Consider the following 19357-nt stretch of genomic DNA (forward strand, 5'->3'; position numbering starts at 1 on the left):
ACTGTGGGGTGTTTTAGGTGTTGAACCGGGTTTGGAGTCTGTTCTTTATTATCGCGCTCGGAGCGATTTTGCTGCGTTTGATGAGCGGCGATGCGACCGTTCTCAATGAGTCTGTCACGGCGATGTTTGACAGCGCCAAACTGGCCGCCGAAATAGCGCTGGGATTGATTGGGGTGTTGACCCTGTGGATGGGGCTGATGCGTCTCGGGGAAAAAGCCGGAGTGGTTGCAGCCATCGCCTGGGTGTTTGAGCCGCTGCTCAGCAAGCTGATGCCGGAGGTACCAAGAGGCCATCCCGCCTATGGCAGCGTCACCATGAACCTGACCGCCAATATGCTGGGGTTGGACAATGCCGCCACGCCATTGGGACTTAAGGCGATGGCGGACCTGCAAAGCCTGAACCCCGACAAGAAGACCGCCACCAACGCCCAGATCCTGTTTTTGGTGCTCAATACCTCTTCCGTGACTTTGGTGCCCGTGACGGTTTTTCTGTACCGGGCGCAGCAAGGGGCGGCTGATCCTGCCGATATTTTCCTGCCTATTTTGCTTTCGACCCTGGGCTCGACCCTGGCAGGTTTGAGTCTGGTGGCGCTGGTGCAAAGGATACGTTTACTGGATTGGGTGGTGCTGGGTTATGGCGCGATACTGCTCGGCGGTCTCAGTGCCGGTGTGATGTACCTGTTGACCCTGGGAGCCGAGCGGATCGGCGAAGTCTCCGCCATGCTGGGGAACGGTTTGCTGCTGGGGATCATCTTTGCCTTTGTGTTGGTGGCGCTGCTTAGGCGGGTGGCGGTTTACGATGAGTTTATCGAAGGTGCCAAGTCGGGGTTTGAACAGTCGGTGCGGCTCATTCCTTATCTGCTGGCCATGTTGTTGGCGATAGCCTTACTGCGCGCCTCCGGCGCGCTGGATTATCTACTCGGGGTTATAGCCGCTTTGGTGAGCCATATGGGGATGGATGGCCGCTTTATCGATGCTTTGCCAACCGCCCTGATGAAGCCTTTGAGCGGCTCAGGCGCCAGAGCCATGATGCTGGAAACCATGGCCCATTACGGCGTCGATTCTTTTGCCGGCAGGCTGGCGGCCATTTTCCAGGGCAGTACAGAAACCACTTTTTACGTGCTGGCGGTGTATTTTGGTGCCGTCGGTATCCGCAATGGCCGCCACGCACTAGCTTGCGGCTTGTTTGCCGATCTGGCGGGTATCTGCACTGCTATTGCGGTGTGTTATTGGTTTTATGGCTGAGGTGAAACATAGGTAGGATTGCAGAGTTAAAAAACGGGGCTCAGATGAGCCCCGTTTGGGTTTTATGGCTGACTGAGTCTTGGACGCCAATCGAGCCAGTCGCGCTCGGGTTTATCATTAAGTGGCATCAGGCTCTGGTTTTCAAGCGGTTTACTGCTTTGGTTGTCGAGTTCAGTGACCACTCCTATGCCGCCGGCGAGTATGGTTTCCAATGAGCCGGTTTCGATTTGGGCTCCGGAAAACAGCCCCAAATCGACCCGAATACCGGACAAGTCGTAGAACCTGCTGCTCTGGTTGATAAGATGCCGATAGGGCGCGGCAATCTGAGTCTGGATCCAGACTTCATCGCCCTTGGGCGCCAACCGGTAACTGGTTACATCGCCAATTTGAATGCCGCGAAAGAAGATCCCTGTGCCTACGTTGACCGAGCCCAGGCTGGGCTTGCTCAGCACCAGTTGCAGCGCATCGGCCTCTGGGGCAACCGCCGTGTGTACTTGGCCATTGAACTGTTGGCTTACTTCGGCGGCTTGGCCCGGCAGGGCACTGATATAGGCGCCGGTCAGCAGGGTTTCCGGTGCCTTTATGCCCTTAAGGGATATTTCGGCGTTGACCAAGCTGTAGCGACTGTCGCTTTTGAGAAACGGCTCGGCATAGCGGCCATAGAGAAAGGCACTGAGTTGCTGGCTGTGGAGATCGTCACTCAAGGTTACCCGGGTGACTTCACCTATCTGATGCCCCTGATAGCGGATAGCGGCACCTGGTTTGATAGTGGCACTGGCCGGGAAACTCAGCCCAATGGCAACGGCCTGATTGCGCGCCAGTGACTCGGAAGCATAAAGCTGCTTATTGTTGGGCTCGCCTTGCTCCAAAAAGCCCAAACTGATACTGCCCTTGATGGCACCGGCCAGCGGCGCGACATCCAGCTTGACTCCCGAAAGTCCGGCATCGATTGACACCGCCTGGTTGCGCCAAAACACGGCATTGGGTTTGAGCAGGGGCGCAAAGGTATGGTCTATGGCGAGCGCAACGGCAAATCTGTCATCCTGGCTCTGCCAACTGACCTGTTTCACCTGACCTATCTGCATCTTCTTGTAGTAGACAGGTGCGCCCGGGCTCAAGTCGGCGCCATCATCGCTGTAGAGTTGCCATTTTAGCTGCTCCATGCCTTGGTAATAGTGACCGGCCTCGGCACTCGAGGCAAACAGCGGCAGCGGTTTGGAAAGATCGGCGCCCTTGCGGCTTTTGCCGCGTCTTAAGCTGACACTGCCCTTGGTGAGGGTTGCAAAATCGCCGCTCTTGAGGCTGACGCCGTCCAGTGAGGCGTTGAAGTCCAGCGCGGCTTCGGCGATGAAGTCACTGCCTTGAGTCAGCAGCGGGGCAAACTCGGGCAACACCTCGGCCTGGTATTCTACCGAGTTAAAGTCCTGACTCAGGGCAACCGAAGTGACCTTGCCTATGGCGATCTTCTTGTACCTCAGCTCGGCATCTGGGCTGATGCCGGGGTTTTCATCGGCTCTAAGCGTTATCTTTAGCGCCTTGGCCTTGCTGAGATCCGGCGCCTGCTCGGCCAAGGCGTAACGGGTTTGGGCCTCGCCCGTACCCGGGAGAAAGGCGATGGCATCGCCGCTCAGCAATCGGCCCGGGTGTTTTATGCCGGACAGTGACAGCTCAGCGCCTTCACGCCAAAACTGCGCCGTGCCGGTCAAAAGACTCGAGTAGGGGGCGTCCAGGCGGGCATGCAGCGCCACGCCGTCATCGGCCAGCACTATCTCTTCGATTTCCCCTATGGGCAAACCGCGGTAGAGAATGGAGCTGCCCTTGTTGAGGCCATCGGCGTTTTTTGCCGACAGAATAAAGCTGGCGCCGCCACTGGCTTCTGTTTCATTGTCATATAGGGTGAAACTATCGCCGTTTACTGCGTTCTTTGAGCTTTCGGGGGAATCAAAGTTGATGCCGCCGGCGAGTATCGCCGCCAGGCTCTCTGCGCTGACCTTAACGCCGGAAAGTGAGGCGTTGATCTCTATGCCGGAGACATTCCAAAAGCGGGAATCCTTTTTGACCAGATAGGCATATTGCTCCTGAATAAAGGCGCTTAGCAGCAATTTGTCGCTGTTGTCGAGTCGATAGCTGACCACACTGCCAACCGGTACCTGGCGATAGAATACCGGAGAGCCCACATCCAGTGAGCCGAGGCGATCGGCGCTCAGTTCAATCACTAAACCATCATTACTGGGCAGCACCGGCGGGGCAGAGCGCTCGGCCTCGTAGCTGTAACGTGAATCTCCGTCTCCGGGTTGAATGCCTATATAGTTCCCTGAGAACAAAGCATCCAAACCTTCGACACCTGTGATGGATGCCTTGGGGGTCACCAGCCAGAACTTGGTTTCATCCCTGAGGAAAGGCTCGGCGCGGTAGTCCATCAATACATCGACGTTAACGCCCTGCAGCTCTTCATCGATGGAGATATCCATCACCTTGCCGACGGTCAGGCCCTGATAGCGCACCAGTGTCTTGCCCACATCCATACCACTGGCACTGGGGAAGTGGATCCGCACCTCAATGCCGGATTCCTTGATGCTCTTCAGCCCCAGCCAAGCGCCTAAAGCCAACGCCACTATAGGTAACAGCCAGATGGGGGAAAAAAGCTTCTTTTTGACTATTTTAGGCTTTTCGATTTGCGTCATCTTCAGTGTCCAGTTGATCCCAAAGTAAACGTGTGTCCAACACCTTGGCCGCAAGTTGGGTAAAGAGGATGACCAAGGCAAACGCAGTTGCTGCCGGCGCCGGCTTGGCGTCCAGCAATTGCCCCATATTAACCAGGGCAACGGTAATGGATATGACAAACAGATCCAGCATAGACCAGCGTCCAATCCATTCTATGATATGAAACCCAGCCATCAGTGGCCGTTTGGGGATAGGCAGGTTGAAACTGATCGCCGTCAGATAGAAAGCCAGGCCGATAATCTTCAGCCAGGGCACCAGAATACTGGCGGTAAAGACTATGATGGCGATGGGTAACATATCCGACTGTACCAGATGGGTGATGCCGGAAAAAATGGTGTCGTAGGTAACCTTGCCCTGTTTGGTGAGCATGGTAATGGGATAGATGTTGGCCGGGATTAACAAGATGGCTGCAGTGATCAGCAAGGCCCAGCTTTTTTGCAGACTGGTTTCGTCCCTTAGCCTGAGTGGGTTTTGGCAGCGGCTGCAGTACTCATCCTCTATCAGGTTGAGTTTCTTGCAGGCAGGGCAGGTGCACATGCCCATGTCTTTGCCCTGGATCTGCTTTCTAGCTTTCATCGAGAAAACTCCACATATGCTCCAGGTTATATTCGCGCTGCAGGAAGAGAGTCACCAAAAACAGCATGGTAAAACAAAAGGTTCCCATGCCAAAGTAAACATCGGAGAAGTCGGACAACTGAAAGGCGGAAACCAGGAAACTGATCACATAAATTTCCAGCATGGTCATTTGCGACAGCAGGCCTTGCTTCTTGAGCAGCCAGGTGAGAACCCCTCGCCAGAAGTGATGCTGCACCAGACCTGCCTTGATGATCAGCACTTGGATAAAAATCGATAGGTTGAGTACTCCGGGGGCGATGACGGCCGCCACCAACACAGCAATCCCCACTATCCAATAACCTTGGTCCATCACCGCCAAGGCGCCCTGGTATGCGGTCGTGGTTCTGACACTGCCGAGAAAGTGCATTTCCAGCACGGGTAGCAGCATGGCGGGCAGATAAAACAGCAGGGCGCTGATACATAGCGCCAGCATGCCATTGATGGAGCAGTAGGGGGCATCATAAAGCGCCGTATGGCATCTTGGACAAAGCGCTCTGACGCCGGAGGGCAGGGCACGTTTGCTCACCGCCAGATCACAGGCGCGGCAGAGCACTATGCTGCAGTCCGGTTTGTTGTCGCTTGGATTATACGCTTTCAAATGCTGGATATGTCCTGTTCTGGCCATGGTGACCCAAGCTTAATCGTCAACACGCTAACAGCGCTGCTTGTGGTCCATTGGAGTGAGTCGACAAAACAAACTCGCAAATACTATCAGAAAGAGCGCGTCTCTTGCATCTATAGCGCATTTTATGTCAATCTATTTACTGTATATTTAAACAGTGTGAGGAAGGTCATGGCCGTTATAACTCAGTACGTTGTGGTCAGAGAAGGGGTTGAGAAGATGACATTTACATCTAAGAAGGAGGCTGACGCCTACGATAAGATGCTCGACATCGCGGATAACTTAATCCCCTTTATCCAAGGTAGTGAATTGGAATTGGATGATAATACAACGGAAAAACTTGCTTTTTATTTAGCTTCTCATAAAGATACATTGGCGAATCTGCTCAAGGGCGCCCCGGTAAAAGCGCCGGCTCCCGCCAAGAGCAGCAAGAAAAAGACGGAATCAGAAAAAGCATAACCCGGAACCCCAGATGAAAGCTCAGTTTTACGATACGCTCAACCGTCAGGTACAGGCACTGTTTGCCGGTGAAGACGATATGATTTGTGCCATGGCCAACTTCTCTGCTTTGTTGAATGAACACCTTGAGGACATCAATTGGGTGGGCTTTTATCTGCTCAAAGGCGAGCAATTGGTGCTTGGGCCGTTTCAAGGCAAACTGGCATGCACCCGAATTCCAATGGGTAAAGGTGTCTGTGGCACCGCGGCTGCCAAGGCCGAGACTCAGTTGGTTGAGGATGTACATCAGTTTGCCGGACATATCGCTTGTGATGCCGCCAGTAACTCGGAAATTGTGATCCCTGTTTACCAAAAGGGTGAGCTGATTGCCGTACTGGATATCGACAGCCCCAGCCTGTCGCGTTTCGATAAAGAGGATCAAACCGGACTGGAGAGCCTGGTGCAGAGTCTGGAAAAGTGCTTATTTGGTTAATTCCCGTACAATCTGCCACAATTGATGGTCGCAATAAGGCGCACGCAGCTTATAATAGGCGGCTGCTCTGAGGGCCAAATGACCGTTTGTGGTGCTTGGTCGTATCAGGCTGAAATGTTAAGTTTTGTGTCATGCCTTTGGCTATGGCTGAATGCATGCTAATTTGTACGTTATCCCCCAAGGGGTTAACGAAGATGAACGACGCCGTGAGTACAGCAGACCTAACTGACCACTGACGTCCCCTGTTAACTGTGGAAGTAATGATGGAATCAACAGAAAAGTTGACCGACACCAACGCTATTCTGGCGTATTTGTATGAAACATTTCCTTTGTGCTTTATCGCTGAAGGAGAAACCAAACCACTGAAGATAGGACTGTTTCAGGATTTGGCTGAAAGGTTGGCTGATGATTCCAAAGTCAGTAAGACCCAACTTAGGGTCGCCCTGAGACGCTACACCAACAGTTGGCGTTATCTTAAGTGCATCAAGGAAGGCGCACAGCGAGTGGATCTCGATGGTAACCCTTGCGGCGAGCTGGACCCGGAGCATATTGAACATGCCAAGGCGACGCTGAAAGAGAGCCAGGAAAAGGCCAAGGCCCGCCGTGCGGCTGAGCCTGCCAAAGAAGGCGAAGCCAAGAAAAACAGGCCTGCGCGCAAGCCACGTCCTCAGGGGGATAAGCCCCGCAACGAGCGTCCTCGTAGTGACAAGAAAGTGGCCCGCAAGCCGAAGCCCGCTGCTCCAGCCGTGGAACTGGTTCCAGCCGTGTTGGAAGAGCTGAAACCTTCACAGCGAGTGAATGTCAAATTGGGTATGACGCCGGTAGCCGGTGTGATCCTCGACATCAATAAAGAAGATGTTCACGTTCAACTGGATTCCGGGCTGTCAGTCAAGGTCCGTGTGGAACATATTCTGCTGTAAAATCATCAAATAGAAAGGAGTAACTTGCTGATGCGAAAATTTATTCTTGCTGCATCGATCGCCAGTGTCTTTATGGGTTCCCAGGCGCTGGCTATCTCACCGGCAGTCCCGGTCAGCGAGTTACCCCATCTGCAACAGGAGCCGCAACACAAGGTTGCCAGTAAAAGGATAACCGGCCTGTTCAGTCGCTCCCATTATCACAGATTCGATCTGGATGATGCTTTTTCTCAGCAGATCTTCAAGCGCTACCTCGAACAGCTTGACTATCGCCGCAATGTATTATTGCAGAGCGATATCGACAGCTTTAAAGTCTATGCCAACCAGTTTGACGATATGGTGCGTAGCGGCGATCTGGAACCTGCGTACAAGATGTACGATCTGGTGCAGCAGCGCCGTTATGAGCGTTTTGTCTATGCCTTGAGTTTGCTCGATAAAGAGATGGACTTTGATCAGGCTGGCGATGCTTATGTCTTTGATCGTAAAGATGCCGCCTGGCCCAAGGACGAGGCAGAGCTCAATGAGCTGTGGCGTCAGCGGGTCAAATACGATGCCCTTAACCTTAAGCTTACCGGTAAAGAGTGGCCGGAGATTGTTGAAATGCTGGGTAAGCGCTACAACAACGCCATCAAACGCCTGAAGCAAACCAACAGCGAAGACGTGTTCCAGGGGCTGATGAATGCCTTTGCCCGCAGTGTCGAGCCGCACACCAGTTATCTGTCTCCCCGTAATGCCGAACGTTTCCAGATGGAGATGAACCTGAGCCTGGAAGGGATAGGTGCCGTGTTGCAGATGGAAGATGACTACACGGTTATCAAGAGTCTGGTGGCTGGTGGCCCGGCAGCGCTGAGTGAGAAGTTGGCGCCGGAAGATAAAATTGTCGGTGTGGGTCAGGAAGGCAAGGAGATGGTCGATGTGATCGGCTGGCGTCTGGATGATGTGGTTGAGCTCATCAAGGGCCCCAAAGGTAGCAAAGTAACCCTGCAGGTGCTGCCCAAAAAAGGCGGCTCCAATGCTAAACCCATCAATGTGACTGTGGTGCGGGACAAAATCCGTCTCGAAGACAGGGCGGCGACTTCCAAGATAGTTGAGCCGGATACCGGTCCTTACGCCCAGCGTAAAATCGGTGTTATTCAGATCCCTGGCTTCTATATGGACTTATCCCGTGATGTGGCCAAAGAGTTACAAACCCTTAATGAAGCTAAGGTTGAAGGTGTGATTGTTGACCTGCGCGGTAACGGTGGTGGCGCCTTGACTGAAGCAACCTTGCTCACTGGGCTGTTTATCGACCAGGGACCTGTGGTGCAAATTCGTGACGCCAATGGTCGCATCAGTGAAAACCGTGACAACGACGGCAAGAGCTATTACGACGGCCCACTCACAGTGATGGTTGACCGTTACTCGGCCTCGGCCTCGGAAATTTTTGCCGCTGCATTGCAGGATTATGGCCGCGCCTTGATTATTGGTGAATCGACATTCGGTAAGGGCACAGTGCAGCAGCACAAGAGCCTTGGCCGTATCTACGACCTGTATGAAAAGCCGGTTGGTCATGTGCAGTACACCATAGCCAAATTCTACCGTATCAATGGTGGCAGCACCCAGTTGAAAGGGGTGACTCCGGATATCCCGTTCCCCAGTGCGTTGGAGCCGGGTGAATACGGTGAAGCGGAAGAAGACAATGCTCTGCCATGGGATAAGGTCCCTGTCGCCAAGTACCAGCCTTTGGGTGAAATTGGCGCAGAGATGGTCAGCAATCTTGCGAAACGCCACCAGAGTAGGATACAGCAGGACGTTGAGTTCGGTTATATACTGCAGGATATAGGCGAGTTCAAGAAACACCATAAAGAGAAGAGTGTTTCTCTGGTGGAAAGCGAGCGTCTGGCCGAACGGGATAAGGACGATCAAAAACAGTTGGCCCGCCTCAACGAACGTCGGGTTGACCATGGTCTCGAGCCCTTGAAGTCTCTGGATGACGATGAAAATGTCTCCGAAGATGAGAAAAAAATCGAGACTCCGGATGCCTTCCTCGATGAAGCCGTCTATATCACTTTGGATATGGTGGACTATCAGAAATTGGCAAAAAACAGCGCAAATTGATGCTGGATCCAGGAAACATAAAAACGCGCTGATTGCGCGTTTTTTGTTTGCTTCCAGCGCTCACAGAGGCAAGATCAGTCAACGAACTCAGCGACTGCCAGTGCCCAACGAATTAAGGATGACCTATGTCTGAAGCACAAAACCTTTCCCCGGACCAACTGCAAGCCAAGCGCCTGGCTGATTATCGTCCACCGGCGTTTTTGATCCCAGAACTGTCCCTCTCATTTCAGCTCGAACCCAAGCAAACCCGGGTGACTGCGGTCAGCCAGGTTAAGCGCAACGGCAATCACAATGAACCTCTGCAGCTTGACGGTGACGAGCTGGAATTGGAACAGCTGTTGGTTAACGGTGAACCGGCCGACTATCGCCTCGAGCCGGGTAAACTGCTGCTTGAAACTGAGCTCAACGAATTTGAATTGACTCTGGTGACTCGTATCAGCCCGGCCGATAACTCGGCACTGGAAGGTCTGTACATGTCTGATGGGGCCTATTGCACCCAGTGTGAGGCGGAAGGTTTCAGACGCATCACCTATTTTCTCGACCGTCCCGATGTGCTGGCCAAATACCAGGTACGTATCGAAGCCGACAAGGCGTTTCCTTTCCTGCTTTCCAACGGCAATCTGCTGGAAAAAGGGGAGATGGACGATGGTCGTCATTTCGCCGTCTGGCAAGACCCTTTCCCTAAACCCGCGTACTTGTTTGCGCTGGTTGCCGGTGATTTTGATCTGTTGGAAGACAGTTTTACCACCCGTTCCGGCAGAGAGGTTAAACTGCAGGTGTTTGTCGACAAGGGCAACCTGCATAAGGCCGGACACGCCATGGCTTCATTGAAAAAGGCGATGGCCTGGGACGAGTCACGCTTTGACCTCGAGTATGATCTCGATATCTACATGGTGGTGGCAGTAGACTTCTTTAACATGGGCGCCATGGAAAACAAGGGCCTGAATGTTTTCAACACCAAGTATGTGTTGGCAGATAATGACACTGCGACCGATGATGACTTCCACGGCATAGAGTCCGTTATTGGTCACGAATATTTTCACAACTGGACCGGCAACCGGGTAACTTGCCGTGACTGGTTCCAGCTGAGCCTGAAAGAGGGGCTGACCGTATTTCGCGATCAGGAATTCAGCTCAGATCTCGGCTCCCGGGCCGTCAACCGTATTCATGCCATTAAGGTTATCAAGAATCAGCAGTTCGCCGAGGACTCGGGGCCGATGTCGCATCCTATTCGCCCCGAAAGCGTGATAGAGATGAATAACTTCTACACAGTCACTGTTTACAACAAGGGCGCCGAAGTGATCCGCATGATGCACACCCTGCTGGGTGAGCAGGCCTTCCAGGCGGGGATGAAGCTTTATTTCGAGCGTCACGACGGCCAGGCGGTTACCTGTGATGACTTTGTCGCTGCTATGGAAGATGCCTCAGGTAAAGATCTGACTCAGTTCCGCCTCTGGTATAGCCAGGCGGGCACCCCTCAGGTGGCAGTGACTGATGAGTATGATGCAAGCACAGAGACTTACCGCCTGCACCTCAAACAGTTCACTCCAGTGCGCGCCGGAGAAGCGGCCAAGGCACCATTGCATATTCCGTTCAGTCTGGAACTGCTGGGCAATGATGGCAGCTCCTTGGTCAACCAAGTGTTTGATTTTACTCAGGCCGAGCAGACATTGGAGTTCAAGGGTATCAGTGCCGGTCCAATTCCTTCGCTGTTGCAGGACTTTTCGGCGCCGGTGAAGCTCAAGTATGACTACAGCACAATGCAGCTGCTCTGCTTACTGCGCCATGCCGGCAGTGAAGTGGCCCGTTGGGAAGCGGCTATGAGCCTCTTCAGCCGCGCCGTGTGGGCCAATGTGACCTTACTTGAACAGGGGCAGGGGATGCATCTGGATCCTCGGGTTGTCGACGGCTTCAGAGGCGTGATGCTGGACGAATCCTTGGATAAGGGCCTTGCGGCCGAAATCCTCAAGCTGCTTTCAGTGTCTTCCTTGATTGAACAGGCCGATAAGGTGGAATTGGATGCCCTGTTGCTGGCACGCGACTTTGTGATTGAAGCCATCGCCAGTGGCTGTGAAGATGAGCTGTTGGCCCGTTATCGTCAATTACTGTCGCTGGATGACGCTGCCGCCCGCAGTTTGAAAAACACTCTGCTTTGGCTGCTGGCCAAAGTCTCTGATGAATATGAGTCCTTGATTGAACAGCAGTTTGCCTCGGCCTCTGGCATGACAGATGCGCTGGGCGCGCTGCTTGCCGCTAACGATGCCGATTGTCAGTGCCGTGATGCCCTGATGCAGACATTCGAGCAGCGCTGGAATAAGACTCCTCTGGTGATGGACAAATGGTTCAGTCTGCAGGCGATGGCGACAGATGATGAGGTGATCGCCAGACTCGAGACCCTGTTGCAACACCCGGCCTTCAGTCTGAATAATCCTAACCGGGTTCGCTCTCTGGTGGGGAGTTTTGCCGCGGCTAATGTGCGCCAATTCCACCGCTTGGACGGCAAGGGATATGCTTTCCTTACCGCCATGCTCAAACAGCTCAATAGCCTCAACCCGCAAGTGGCAGCACGGATCATCACTCCGCTGATCCAGTTTGCCAAGTTTGATGACGAGCGCCAGGCCAAAATGAAGGCTTGTCTGCAGGAGTTGTTGGCCATGCCTGAGTTGTCACGGGATCTTTATGAGAAGGTCAGCCGCGCACTGGAAGACTGAGTACAAAGATGGAATTTTACTTTCGCCTCAATCTGAGTTATCAGGACTTTTTGCCTTACTATCAAGGTATTGCTGAAAATGTTGAGGTCAGGGAAAAGGGTGGCAAGATCCTCTGGATCAACGGCCGCCGCTTACGTCCTTTTCTGACTGCCGATGGTATTTATGGTGAATTCCATCTCAGATTAGACCGGGATGGAAAGTTCATTTCCTTGAAACAAATTTAGAGTAATTACTTAAAACGGCCGACTTAATTAGTCGGCTGTTTTGTATCCAGGTAACAAAGGTTAATCCATTGAAATCAATTGGGTTATATTTGTTAACCTCCGATATCCTTTCCACACTCGATAAAAATTTAAATTTCCACGCCTTTCCTGAATGACGGATCCGTCTTAAGTCCCCAAATCTGCACAATAAATTTCTCCGTCTCTGCCTTGCTCATCAGCATTAATTGCTGTAACAATGGTGTTGCCTGTGAGCTAACAAGATGTTGGTTGAGACTCCTATAACAATTAATCCAGCAGGTTACGGAGAAGCGATAAATGAAAACAGTGATAAACCGTTTTAACAAGTCGGCGCTCGCTTTGGGGGTGGCGTCGGCACTGAGTTTAGGGATGATCCCCAGTGTCGAAGCGGTATCGTTCAAATGGGGCGAAGTGGATGGCTCCTTTGATTCGACCTGGACCTTGGGCGCCAGTTGGCGCGTGGAAGGACGCGACTGGGATGGTCAGATAGGGAAAGTCAACCATCCAAGATTCGATTGGAGCGGCTATTCGGCTTTCACCGATACCAAGTACACGGCCGCCGAGATCTGGGCGCAACCCGGTTCCTATTCCAGTAACAATGACTTGAGTAACCTGCTGTATTCTAAGGGTGATACTACCTCGGAAATTTTCAAGGGATTGCACGAGCTGTCGCTCAAGTATGAGAATTTCGGTATTTTCGCCCGTGGAATGTATTTTTACGATCGTAAATTGAACGACAGAATTTACGATTTTAATGACCCTCTGACCGGCAACCGCTACGACCCTTGCGCCGACAAGCGCGCCAAAGAAGTGCAGTGTAAGGATATCCGTCTGCTGGATGCTTTTGCCTATGCCAACTTTGATTTTAACGATGGCGCCAATCCCTTGACTATCCGTGTGGGTAATCAGGTGGTCTCATGGGGGGAAAGTACGCTTATTTCCCATGGTATTGCGGTAATTAACCCGGTTGATTTGAACATACTCAACGCACCGGGCGCCGAATTGAAAGAGGCCTTCAGGCCGCAAGGTATGGTGTGGGCTTCTTTTGGGGTGACAGAAAACCTGTCGCTGGAAGCTTTCTATCAATATGACTGGGAGCCTATCTGGGTTCCGACTCCCGGGTCGATTTTCGGCACCAACGACTTTGTCGGTTACGGTGGCTACAACCAAAACGCCCAGCTCGGCTTCAACGCCAACCCGGATATCAATCTCGATTTCCTGACCCAGGAATATAACCGCCTGTCCAACATGATAGCCTCAGGGCAGAGCATTCCGACCGAGCAGCTGGTGCAGATGGCGCTGGCTTATCCCACCAAGGTGACATTGGTGGAAGATGAAGCTGCTCCCAGCGATTCCGGTCAGTACGGCATCAAGCTGGGTTACTACGCCCCGGAGCTGGGTGAAACCGAGTTTGGTTTTTATTACATGAATTACCATAGCCGCCGTCCACTCATCAGTGGTACCACGGCGGACTTCAGCACAGGCGCACTGCTGTCTGATATGGCGGTGCTTGGGCAAAACGCCGGCAATATCAACCGCGAATTACTGCTTAGCCTGGATAGCTTCTCCAAGGCCCAGGTGGTTTATCCGGAAGATATCAAACTTTACGGCTTTAGTTTTAATACCTTGATAGGCGATACCTCTGTGGCCGGTGAAATTGCGCACCGCCAGGATGAGCCACTGCAGATTGATGATGTGGAACTCTTGTTTGCCGCTATGCCACAACAGCTGGCCAACGCAGGACTGAGGCCGGATCTTGATGGATTGTCTCAGTACACTTCCCATGTCAAGGATGTCGGTCCGGGTGAATACGCCGAAGGTTATATCCGTCTCGATACTACTCAGGCGCAGATGACCTTTACCCACTTGTTTGGCCCGACGCTGGGTACCGATAACCTGGTGATGCTCGCCGAAGTCGGCGGGGTATGGATCCATGATATGCCGGGTTTCGATGAACTCAGACTCAATGGTCCAGGTACAGGGCGCAGCGGCGGCAATCCGAATATGCCAGGCATCATTGAAGCGTTGCATAATGGTCCTGAAACCAATCCGTTCCCGACAGATTTCGCCTGGGGTTACCGGATTGTCGCCAAGGCCGATTTCAACAACGTGTTCTCCGGCATCAATATGTCACCTCGAGTGATTTTCTCCCATGACGTTGATGGTATCACCCCGGATCCTATGTTTCTGTTTACCGAAGGTCGCAAGTCTGTGGCACTGGGACTCAGCTTTGACTACCAGAGCCGCTGGGGCGCCGATCTTTCCTATAACAGTTTCTTTGGTGGGGTAGGCACAACCAATGCGATGGCCGATCGCGATTATGTGTCTTTCAACGTTAAGTTTTCGATCTGATAAGGACAATAAAATGAGAACGATAGCTATATTGTCTGCTGCTGTAATCCTGGCTTTGGGGGCCACCACAGCTGTAGAAGCCAAGGTTTCCGAGGCCGATGTGGCCAAACTGGGTACCAGCCTGACACCACTCGGGGCTGAAAAGGGCCCCAATGCCGATGGTAGTATTCCGGCTTGGGACGGCGGCATTACCACACCTCCTGCCAGTTATAAAAAAGGCATGCATCACCCCGATCCCTTTCCGGATGACAAGCCGCTGGTGACGGTTACCGCAGCCAATAAGGATCAATACAAGGAGTTCCTGACGCCGGGACAACAGAAGATGTTTGAAACCTATCCTGATAGTTTCAAAATGAACATCTATCAGACCCGGCGTACCGCTTCTGTGCCGCAGTTTATTTATGATGCCACCAAGGCCAATGCGCCGAGAGCGACTCTGGTCTCAGAGGGCAATGGTGTCGATGGCGCGTCTATAGGTATTCCTTTCCCCATTCCTGCCAATGGACTGGAAGCCATCTGGAACCATATTCTCAGATTCCGCGGTGTCGATATCGAAACCGAACGTAATCAGGCGGCGCCTACCGCCAGTGGTGATTACACTCTGGTGGAAATGGCCGAAGAGATACGTTTCGAATACTCTCGCCCTGAAGCAAACTTGGAAGAGCTGAAAAAGAACAACATTCTGTTTGAATTCAAACAGGTGGTGACGCAGCCCGCGCGTTTGGCCGGTACTGCGCTGTTGGTGAAAGAAACCATGGATCAGGAGAAGGAACCCCGCCAGGCCTGGACCTACAACACCGGGCAGCGCCGGGTGAGAAAGGCGCCCAACGTGGCCTTTGACACGCCCGGCACGGTTTCTGATGGTCTGCGTACCACGGATGATTTCGATATGTTCAATGGCTCGCCTTCCCGTTATAACTGGGAGTTGCTGGGCAAGAAAGAGATCTTCATTCCTTACAACGACTACCGTCTGCATTCGGATAAGGTCAAGTACAGTGAGCTACTCAAACCCGGTCACCTAAACCCCGATTATATTCGCTATGAAAAGCACAGAGTCTGGGTGGTCAAGGCCAGCTTGAAAGAGGGCATGCGTCATATCTACAAGACTCGGGTCTTCTATCTGGATGAGGACTCCTGGCAGGTCTCAATCGCCGATCTGTACGACAACCGTGACGAACTGTATCGGGTTGCCATGGCCCATGGTCTGAACTATTACGAGGTGCCGACTCATTGGAGTACTCTCGAGGTGTATTACGATCTGCAGTCTCGTCGTTATATCGCCATAGGTTTGGATAACGAAGGCCGTATGTATGACTTCGATGCCAAGTTATCCGAGGCCAACTTCACCCCGGCCGCGCTGCGCCGCGAGGGAATACGTTAAACCTTCGTTATCTAATGGGAGGCTTAGGTCACCCAGTAGAAAATTCCAGGGGCGCGTGCGCCCCTTTTAACCCTAAGGAAGTCTGTAATGTCGTATCGCATGCTTCAAGCAGCGGCTCTGGGCCTTGGCATACTCACATTTCAGGGCGCGATTTCGCCCCTTCACGCCGAAACGCAATCTGCAACCCGGGCTCTTACCGGTCAGCTGCAGCCTTTGGCGGTTCACTCTTTGATGTTGGATATTGCTCAGGCCGGCAGCACTATGGTGGCGGTCGGTGAGCGCGGTCATATCTTAAGGCTCAGCGCCGATGCCAATCAGTGGCAACAAGTGGCGACACCGAGTCAGGCGCAGTTGACCAAGGTATTTTTTCTCGATGCCAACCATGGCTGGGCAGTGGGCCATGATGCCACCATTCTTGTCACCCAAGATGGCGGGCTCTCCTGGCAGCAACAGTTCAGTTCGCCTGAGCTTGCCCGGCCCTTGCTGGATGTTTGGTTTGCCGACTCGCAAAACGGCATAGCCGTTGGCGCCTATGGTTTATTTCTGCGCACCACAGATGGCGGCCAAAGCTGGCTGAAAGAGTTTCATCCCGAGCTCTTGAGCCAAGATGACGCCGATTATCTGGCGGATCTTAAACAGCAGGATGAAGAGGCCTATCGGGCCGAATCCGACTCAATTTTGCCCCATTTCAATCGGGTCATCGCCCTTGATGATCAGCGTTTACTCATGGTCGGCGAGTTGGGGATGGTAGCCATTTCCGAAGATGGCGGCCGTTTGTGGCAGCGACAGGATTTTATTTATGACGGCTCTTTGTTCAATGCCATAGAAGGGGATAACCAGCTCTATGTGTTTGGTCTGCGAGGGCATGCCTTCAGCGCCCCGAAAGATATGGGTCAGTGGCAGGAGATAAAGATGCCGCTTGAATCGACCCTCAATGCGGCGGTGGCGGTCAAAGGGGGTCTGTTGCTGGTCGGCAATGGCGGCGCCGTTATTCGTCTGGATAACAACTTACACGCTGAGCTGGTAACCCAGCGCAGAGGGGAAAACTTAACGGCAGTTGCTGTTGACCCCAAGGGCCGGTTATGGATAGCCGGGACCAAAGGGCTTTTCGAACTAAAACAACAATAAAGGGCCATTATTATGTTAGACAGATTGGTCAATGGGATTGAGAGTTTTCTCTTTCGCAATCGTATCGGAGTGATACTGCTGTTTGCGCTGACCACGGTATTTTTGGGCTTTCAGGCCAGTCAGCTGAAAATGGATGCGGCATTTGTCAAAAACATTCCGCTGCATCATCCCTATATGCAGACCTACCTCAAACACCAGAAGCAGTTTGGCGGCGCCAACTCAATCATGGTGGCGGTAGAAGACAGCAGCGGTAATATTTTCAATCCGGCGTTTTTCGACACCTTCAAGAATGTGCATGATCAACTGTTCTTTATTCCCGGGGTAGAGCGCTCTCAGGTGAAATCCCTGTTTTCGCCGTCGACACGTTTTACCGAAGTGGTGGAAGACGGCTTTGCCGGAGGGCCGGTGATCCCGGCGGATTTCAGCACCACAGAAGCTGGGCTTGAACGGGTTAGAGGCAATATCGAAAAAGCCGGCATAGTCGGCCGTCTGGTGGCAGAGGATTACAGCGCCGCCATGGTGACAGCGCAACTGATGGATTTTGATCCGCAAACCGGCGAGCCATTGGATACTTTGGCGTTTGCCGCGCAACTGGAAGAGCAACTCAGAGGCCAGTTTGAAAAAGATGGCATAAAGATTCACATCATAGGCTTTGCCAAGATGGCCGGTGATGTGGCAGACGGGGCCAAAGGAGTGCTGCTGTTTTTCCTGATAGCCATTTTGGTCACGGCCCTGATGGTATATCTCTTCTCCCGCTCCATGGTGTTGACCCTGCTGCCTTTGGTGTGCAGCTTGATAGCCGTGGTTTGGCAGCTTGGGCTCTTGACCGTGGTGGGCTTTGGCTTGGATCCCATGTCGATTCTGGTGCCGTTTTTGGTATTTGCCATAGGTGTCAGCCACGGGGTACAGATGATCAACGCCATCCGCAAGCGGGTCGCCGATGGTCTGAGTACCAAGGTGGCCGCGGCTTCGGCGTTTCGTAGCCTCTTGGTACCGGGCGGGGTCGCCTTGCTGTCGGATACCATAGGTTTTATGACCTTGTTGGCAATCGATATCGGCATTATACGTGAGTTGGCGATTTCCGCATCGCTTGGGGTAGCAGTGATCATCCTGACCAACCTGATACTCTTGCCTTTGGTGATCTCCTTCTTCCAGATAAAGGCCGCGAAAGCGAATGCGGTCACCGAGGCCAAGACAGCGGCCTTTTGGCAAAAGCTCACCTGTTTTGCTACGCCCAAATATGCTGTGGTGGTAGTGGCGGCCACCGCGCTGCTTTATCTGGGCGGATTGCAGCAAGCGGGCAAGATGCAAATCGGCGATCTTCAGGGCGGAGCACCGGCGCTGCATCAGGACTCCCGTTATAACCAGGACACCTTCTTTATTACCGATCATTTTTCTATCACCACAGACGTGATGAGCGTGATAGTGGAAGCCTATCCAGAGGCCTGTACCTATCACTCGGCGTTGGAGAAGATTGACAGGTTTGAATGGTTGGCGCGCAACACACCGGGGGTTGAGTTTACCGCCAGTATCGCCTCGGTGGCACGCCAGGTGAATGCCGGTTTCAATGAGGGCAGCCCCAAGTGGCAGGTATTACCAAGAAGCCCGGCGAGCCTGGCGCAACTGGTGTCACAAATTCCTACCAGCACAGGTTTGCTGAATGGCGATTGCTCTGTGATGCCCGTGTATCTGTTCCTTAAAGATCACAAGGCGGAAACCATAGAGCAAGTGGTGAGCAAGGTGAAGCTGCTGGCCGCTGAAATGGACGACGACAAGTTGAGCTTTAAACTCGCCTCCGGCCCGGTGGGGGTGATGGCAGCGACCAACGAGGCGGTCGCCGAAGCGCAATTGCCTATGATGCTGTATGTCTATGGCGCGGTGTTTATCCTCTGTCTGATAAGCTTCCGTTCGCTGAAAGCCACGGTTGCGGTGATCCTGCCTCTGTATGTGGTATCGACATTGGCGCAGGCACTGATGACCTGGCTGGATATCGGCCTGACGGTAAGCACTTTGCCGGTTATTGCCCTCGGGGTGGGTATCGGGGTGGACTATGGCATCTATATCCTGTCGACCATGGCGGTGAAACTGCGCGATGGCATGGCAGTGCAGCAGGCCTATTTCGAAGCCTTGATGGAGCGAGGCAGTGCGGTCATCTTCACCGGTCTGACCTTGGCCATTGGGGTGAGTACTTGGTTCTTCTCTGCTCTTAAGTTCCAGATGGATATGGGAATTTTGCTTACCTTCATGTTTGTGGTCAACATGCTGGGGGCCATAATTATCCTGCCAGCACTGGTGGCACTTTTCTGGCGCAAACACAGCTAGTGATAGGGGCAGGGGAAGAAGTTTCTCCTGCCCCTGCTGAATAGTTAGTCTGTTTATCCGATTACTTCTTC

Annotated in this window: 14 protein-coding genes; 11 read left to right on the forward strand and 3 right to left on the reverse strand. The window is 52.9% G+C overall.

Translation table 11 applies throughout. The annotated features are described in order from the left end of the window. Positions 1-17 precede the first annotated feature (17 nt). Positions 18-1244 (forward strand): nucleoside recognition domain-containing protein, encoded by a 1227-nt coding sequence (locus AYI96_RS07640; RefSeq protein WP_144361338.1) that lies wholly within the window; start codon positions 18-20, stop codon positions 1242-1244. Positions 1245-1306: 62 nt separating this feature from the next. On the opposite strand, the gene AYI96_RS07645 is transcribed toward AYI96_RS07640, so the two are convergent. From AYI96_RS07645 to AYI96_RS07655, 3 genes are read right to left on the reverse strand one after another with little or no spacing between them, the layout of a single operon-like run. Beyond that, the gene (locus AYI96_RS07645; RefSeq protein ID WP_144361339.1) at positions 1307-3928 is read right to left on the reverse strand and encodes a PqiB family protein; all 2622 of its coding nucleotides are present in this window, start codon (positions 3926-3928) and stop codon (positions 1307-1309) included. Further along, positions 3906-4544: a paraquat-inducible protein A gene (locus AYI96_RS07650; RefSeq protein ID WP_039033244.1), complete on the reverse strand. Its 639-nt coding sequence runs from the start codon at positions 4542-4544 to the stop codon at positions 3906-3908. Before AYI96_RS07650 ends, AYI96_RS07645 begins: the two co-directional genes overlap by 23 nt. Then, positions 4534-5181, reverse strand: coding sequence for a paraquat-inducible protein A (locus AYI96_RS07655; RefSeq protein ID WP_039033313.1), 648 nt, complete (start codon positions 5179-5181; stop codon positions 4534-4536). Before AYI96_RS07655 ends, AYI96_RS07650 begins: the two co-directional genes overlap by 11 nt. A gap of 195 nt (positions 5182-5376) precedes the next feature. Here AYI96_RS07655 and AYI96_RS07660 point away from each other — a divergent pair, with 195 nt between their 5' ends. The 10 genes from AYI96_RS07660 to AYI96_RS07705 all read left to right on the forward strand — a co-directional run bounded on the left by AYI96_RS07660 (position 5377) and on the right by AYI96_RS07705 (position 19286). Further along, positions 5377-5664: a YebG family protein gene (locus AYI96_RS07660; protein WP_039033243.1), complete on the forward strand. Its 288-nt coding sequence runs from the start codon at positions 5377-5379 to the stop codon at positions 5662-5664. Between the two features lie 13 nt (positions 5665-5677). Continuing rightward, on the forward strand, positions 5678-6136 hold the full coding sequence (locus AYI96_RS07665; RefSeq protein ID WP_039033242.1) for a GAF domain-containing protein: 459 nt from the start codon (positions 5678-5680) through the stop codon (positions 6134-6136). A gap of 263 nt (positions 6137-6399) precedes the next feature. Continuing rightward, the gene (gene proQ / locus AYI96_RS07670; RefSeq protein WP_039033241.1) at positions 6400-7056 is read left to right on the forward strand and encodes an RNA chaperone ProQ; all 657 of its coding nucleotides are present in this window, start codon (positions 6400-6402) and stop codon (positions 7054-7056) included. Positions 7057-7086: 30 nt separating this feature from the next. Next, positions 7087-9150, forward strand: a complete 2064-nt coding sequence (prc, locus tag AYI96_RS07675; protein ID WP_039033240.1) for a carboxy terminal-processing peptidase — start codon at positions 7087-7089, stop codon at positions 9148-9150. Between the two features lie 125 nt (positions 9151-9275). Further along, on the forward strand, positions 9276-11861 hold the full coding sequence (pepN, locus tag AYI96_RS07680; protein ID WP_144361340.1) for an aminopeptidase N: 2586 nt from the start codon (positions 9276-9278) through the stop codon (positions 11859-11861). 8 nt (positions 11862-11869) lie between these two features. Next, on the forward strand, positions 11870-12085 hold the full coding sequence (locus AYI96_RS07685; protein WP_039033238.1) for a DUF2835 domain-containing protein: 216 nt from the start codon (positions 11870-11872) through the stop codon (positions 12083-12085). 315 nt (positions 12086-12400) lie between these two features. Then, positions 12401-14455 (forward strand): DUF1302 domain-containing protein, encoded by a 2055-nt coding sequence (locus AYI96_RS07690; RefSeq protein WP_071476581.1) that lies wholly within the window; start codon positions 12401-12403, stop codon positions 14453-14455. Between the two features lie 13 nt (positions 14456-14468). Continuing rightward, the gene (locus tag AYI96_RS07695) at positions 14469-15836 is read left to right on the forward strand and encodes a DUF1329 domain-containing protein (protein WP_039033236.1); all 1368 of its coding nucleotides are present in this window, start codon (positions 14469-14471) and stop codon (positions 15834-15836) included. Positions 15837-15923: 87 nt separating this feature from the next. Next, complete coding sequence (locus AYI96_RS07700) at positions 15924-16964, forward strand: WD40/YVTN/BNR-like repeat-containing protein (RefSeq protein WP_144361341.1); 1041 nt, start codon at positions 15924-15926, stop codon at positions 16962-16964. Between the two features lie 12 nt (positions 16965-16976). Further along, a complete protein-coding gene (locus tag AYI96_RS07705; protein WP_039033234.1) occupies positions 16977-19286 on the forward strand; it encodes an efflux RND transporter permease subunit in 2310 nt (769 codons plus the stop codon). Positions 19287-19357 lie beyond the last annotated feature (71 nt).

The organism is Shewanella sp. MSW (genome assembly GCF_007636515.1).
GTDB classification, from domain to species: Bacteria; Pseudomonadota; Gammaproteobacteria; order Enterobacterales; family Shewanellaceae; genus Shewanella; species Shewanella indica.

Excerpts from the sequence above, each read along its gene's own strand:
- AYI96_RS07645 (WP_144361339.1), bottom strand. The coding sequence starts at position 3,928 with ATGACGCAAATCGAAAAGCCTAAAATAGTCAAAAAGAAGCTTTTTTCC.
- AYI96_RS07650 (WP_039033244.1), bottom strand. The coding sequence starts at position 4,544 with ATGAAAGCTAGAAAGCAGATCCAGGGCAAAGACATGGGCATGTGCACC.
- AYI96_RS07660 (WP_039033243.1), top strand. The coding sequence starts at position 5,377 with ATGGCCGTTATAACTCAGTACGTTGTGGTCAGAGAAGGGGTTGAGAAG.
- AYI96_RS07665 (WP_039033242.1), top strand. The coding sequence starts at position 5,678 with ATGAAAGCTCAGTTTTACGATACGCTCAACCGTCAGGTACAGGCACTG.
- proQ (WP_039033241.1), top strand. The coding sequence starts at position 6,400 with ATGGAATCAACAGAAAAGTTGACCGACACCAACGCTATTCTGGCGTAT.
- prc (WP_039033240.1), top strand. The coding sequence starts at position 7,087 with ATGCGAAAATTTATTCTTGCTGCATCGATCGCCAGTGTCTTTATGGGT.
- pepN (WP_144361340.1), top strand. The coding sequence starts at position 9,276 with ATGTCTGAAGCACAAAACCTTTCCCCGGACCAACTGCAAGCCAAGCGC.
- AYI96_RS07685 (WP_039033238.1), top strand. The coding sequence starts at position 11,870 with ATGGAATTTTACTTTCGCCTCAATCTGAGTTATCAGGACTTTTTGCCT.
- AYI96_RS07690 (WP_071476581.1), top strand. The coding sequence starts at position 12,401 with ATGAAAACAGTGATAAACCGTTTTAACAAGTCGGCGCTCGCTTTGGGG.
- AYI96_RS07695 (WP_039033236.1), top strand. The coding sequence starts at position 14,469 with ATGAGAACGATAGCTATATTGTCTGCTGCTGTAATCCTGGCTTTGGGG.
- AYI96_RS07700 (WP_144361341.1), top strand. The coding sequence starts at position 15,924 with ATGTCGTATCGCATGCTTCAAGCAGCGGCTCTGGGCCTTGGCATACTC.
- AYI96_RS07705 (WP_039033234.1), top strand. The coding sequence starts at position 16,977 with ATGTTAGACAGATTGGTCAATGGGATTGAGAGTTTTCTCTTTCGCAAT.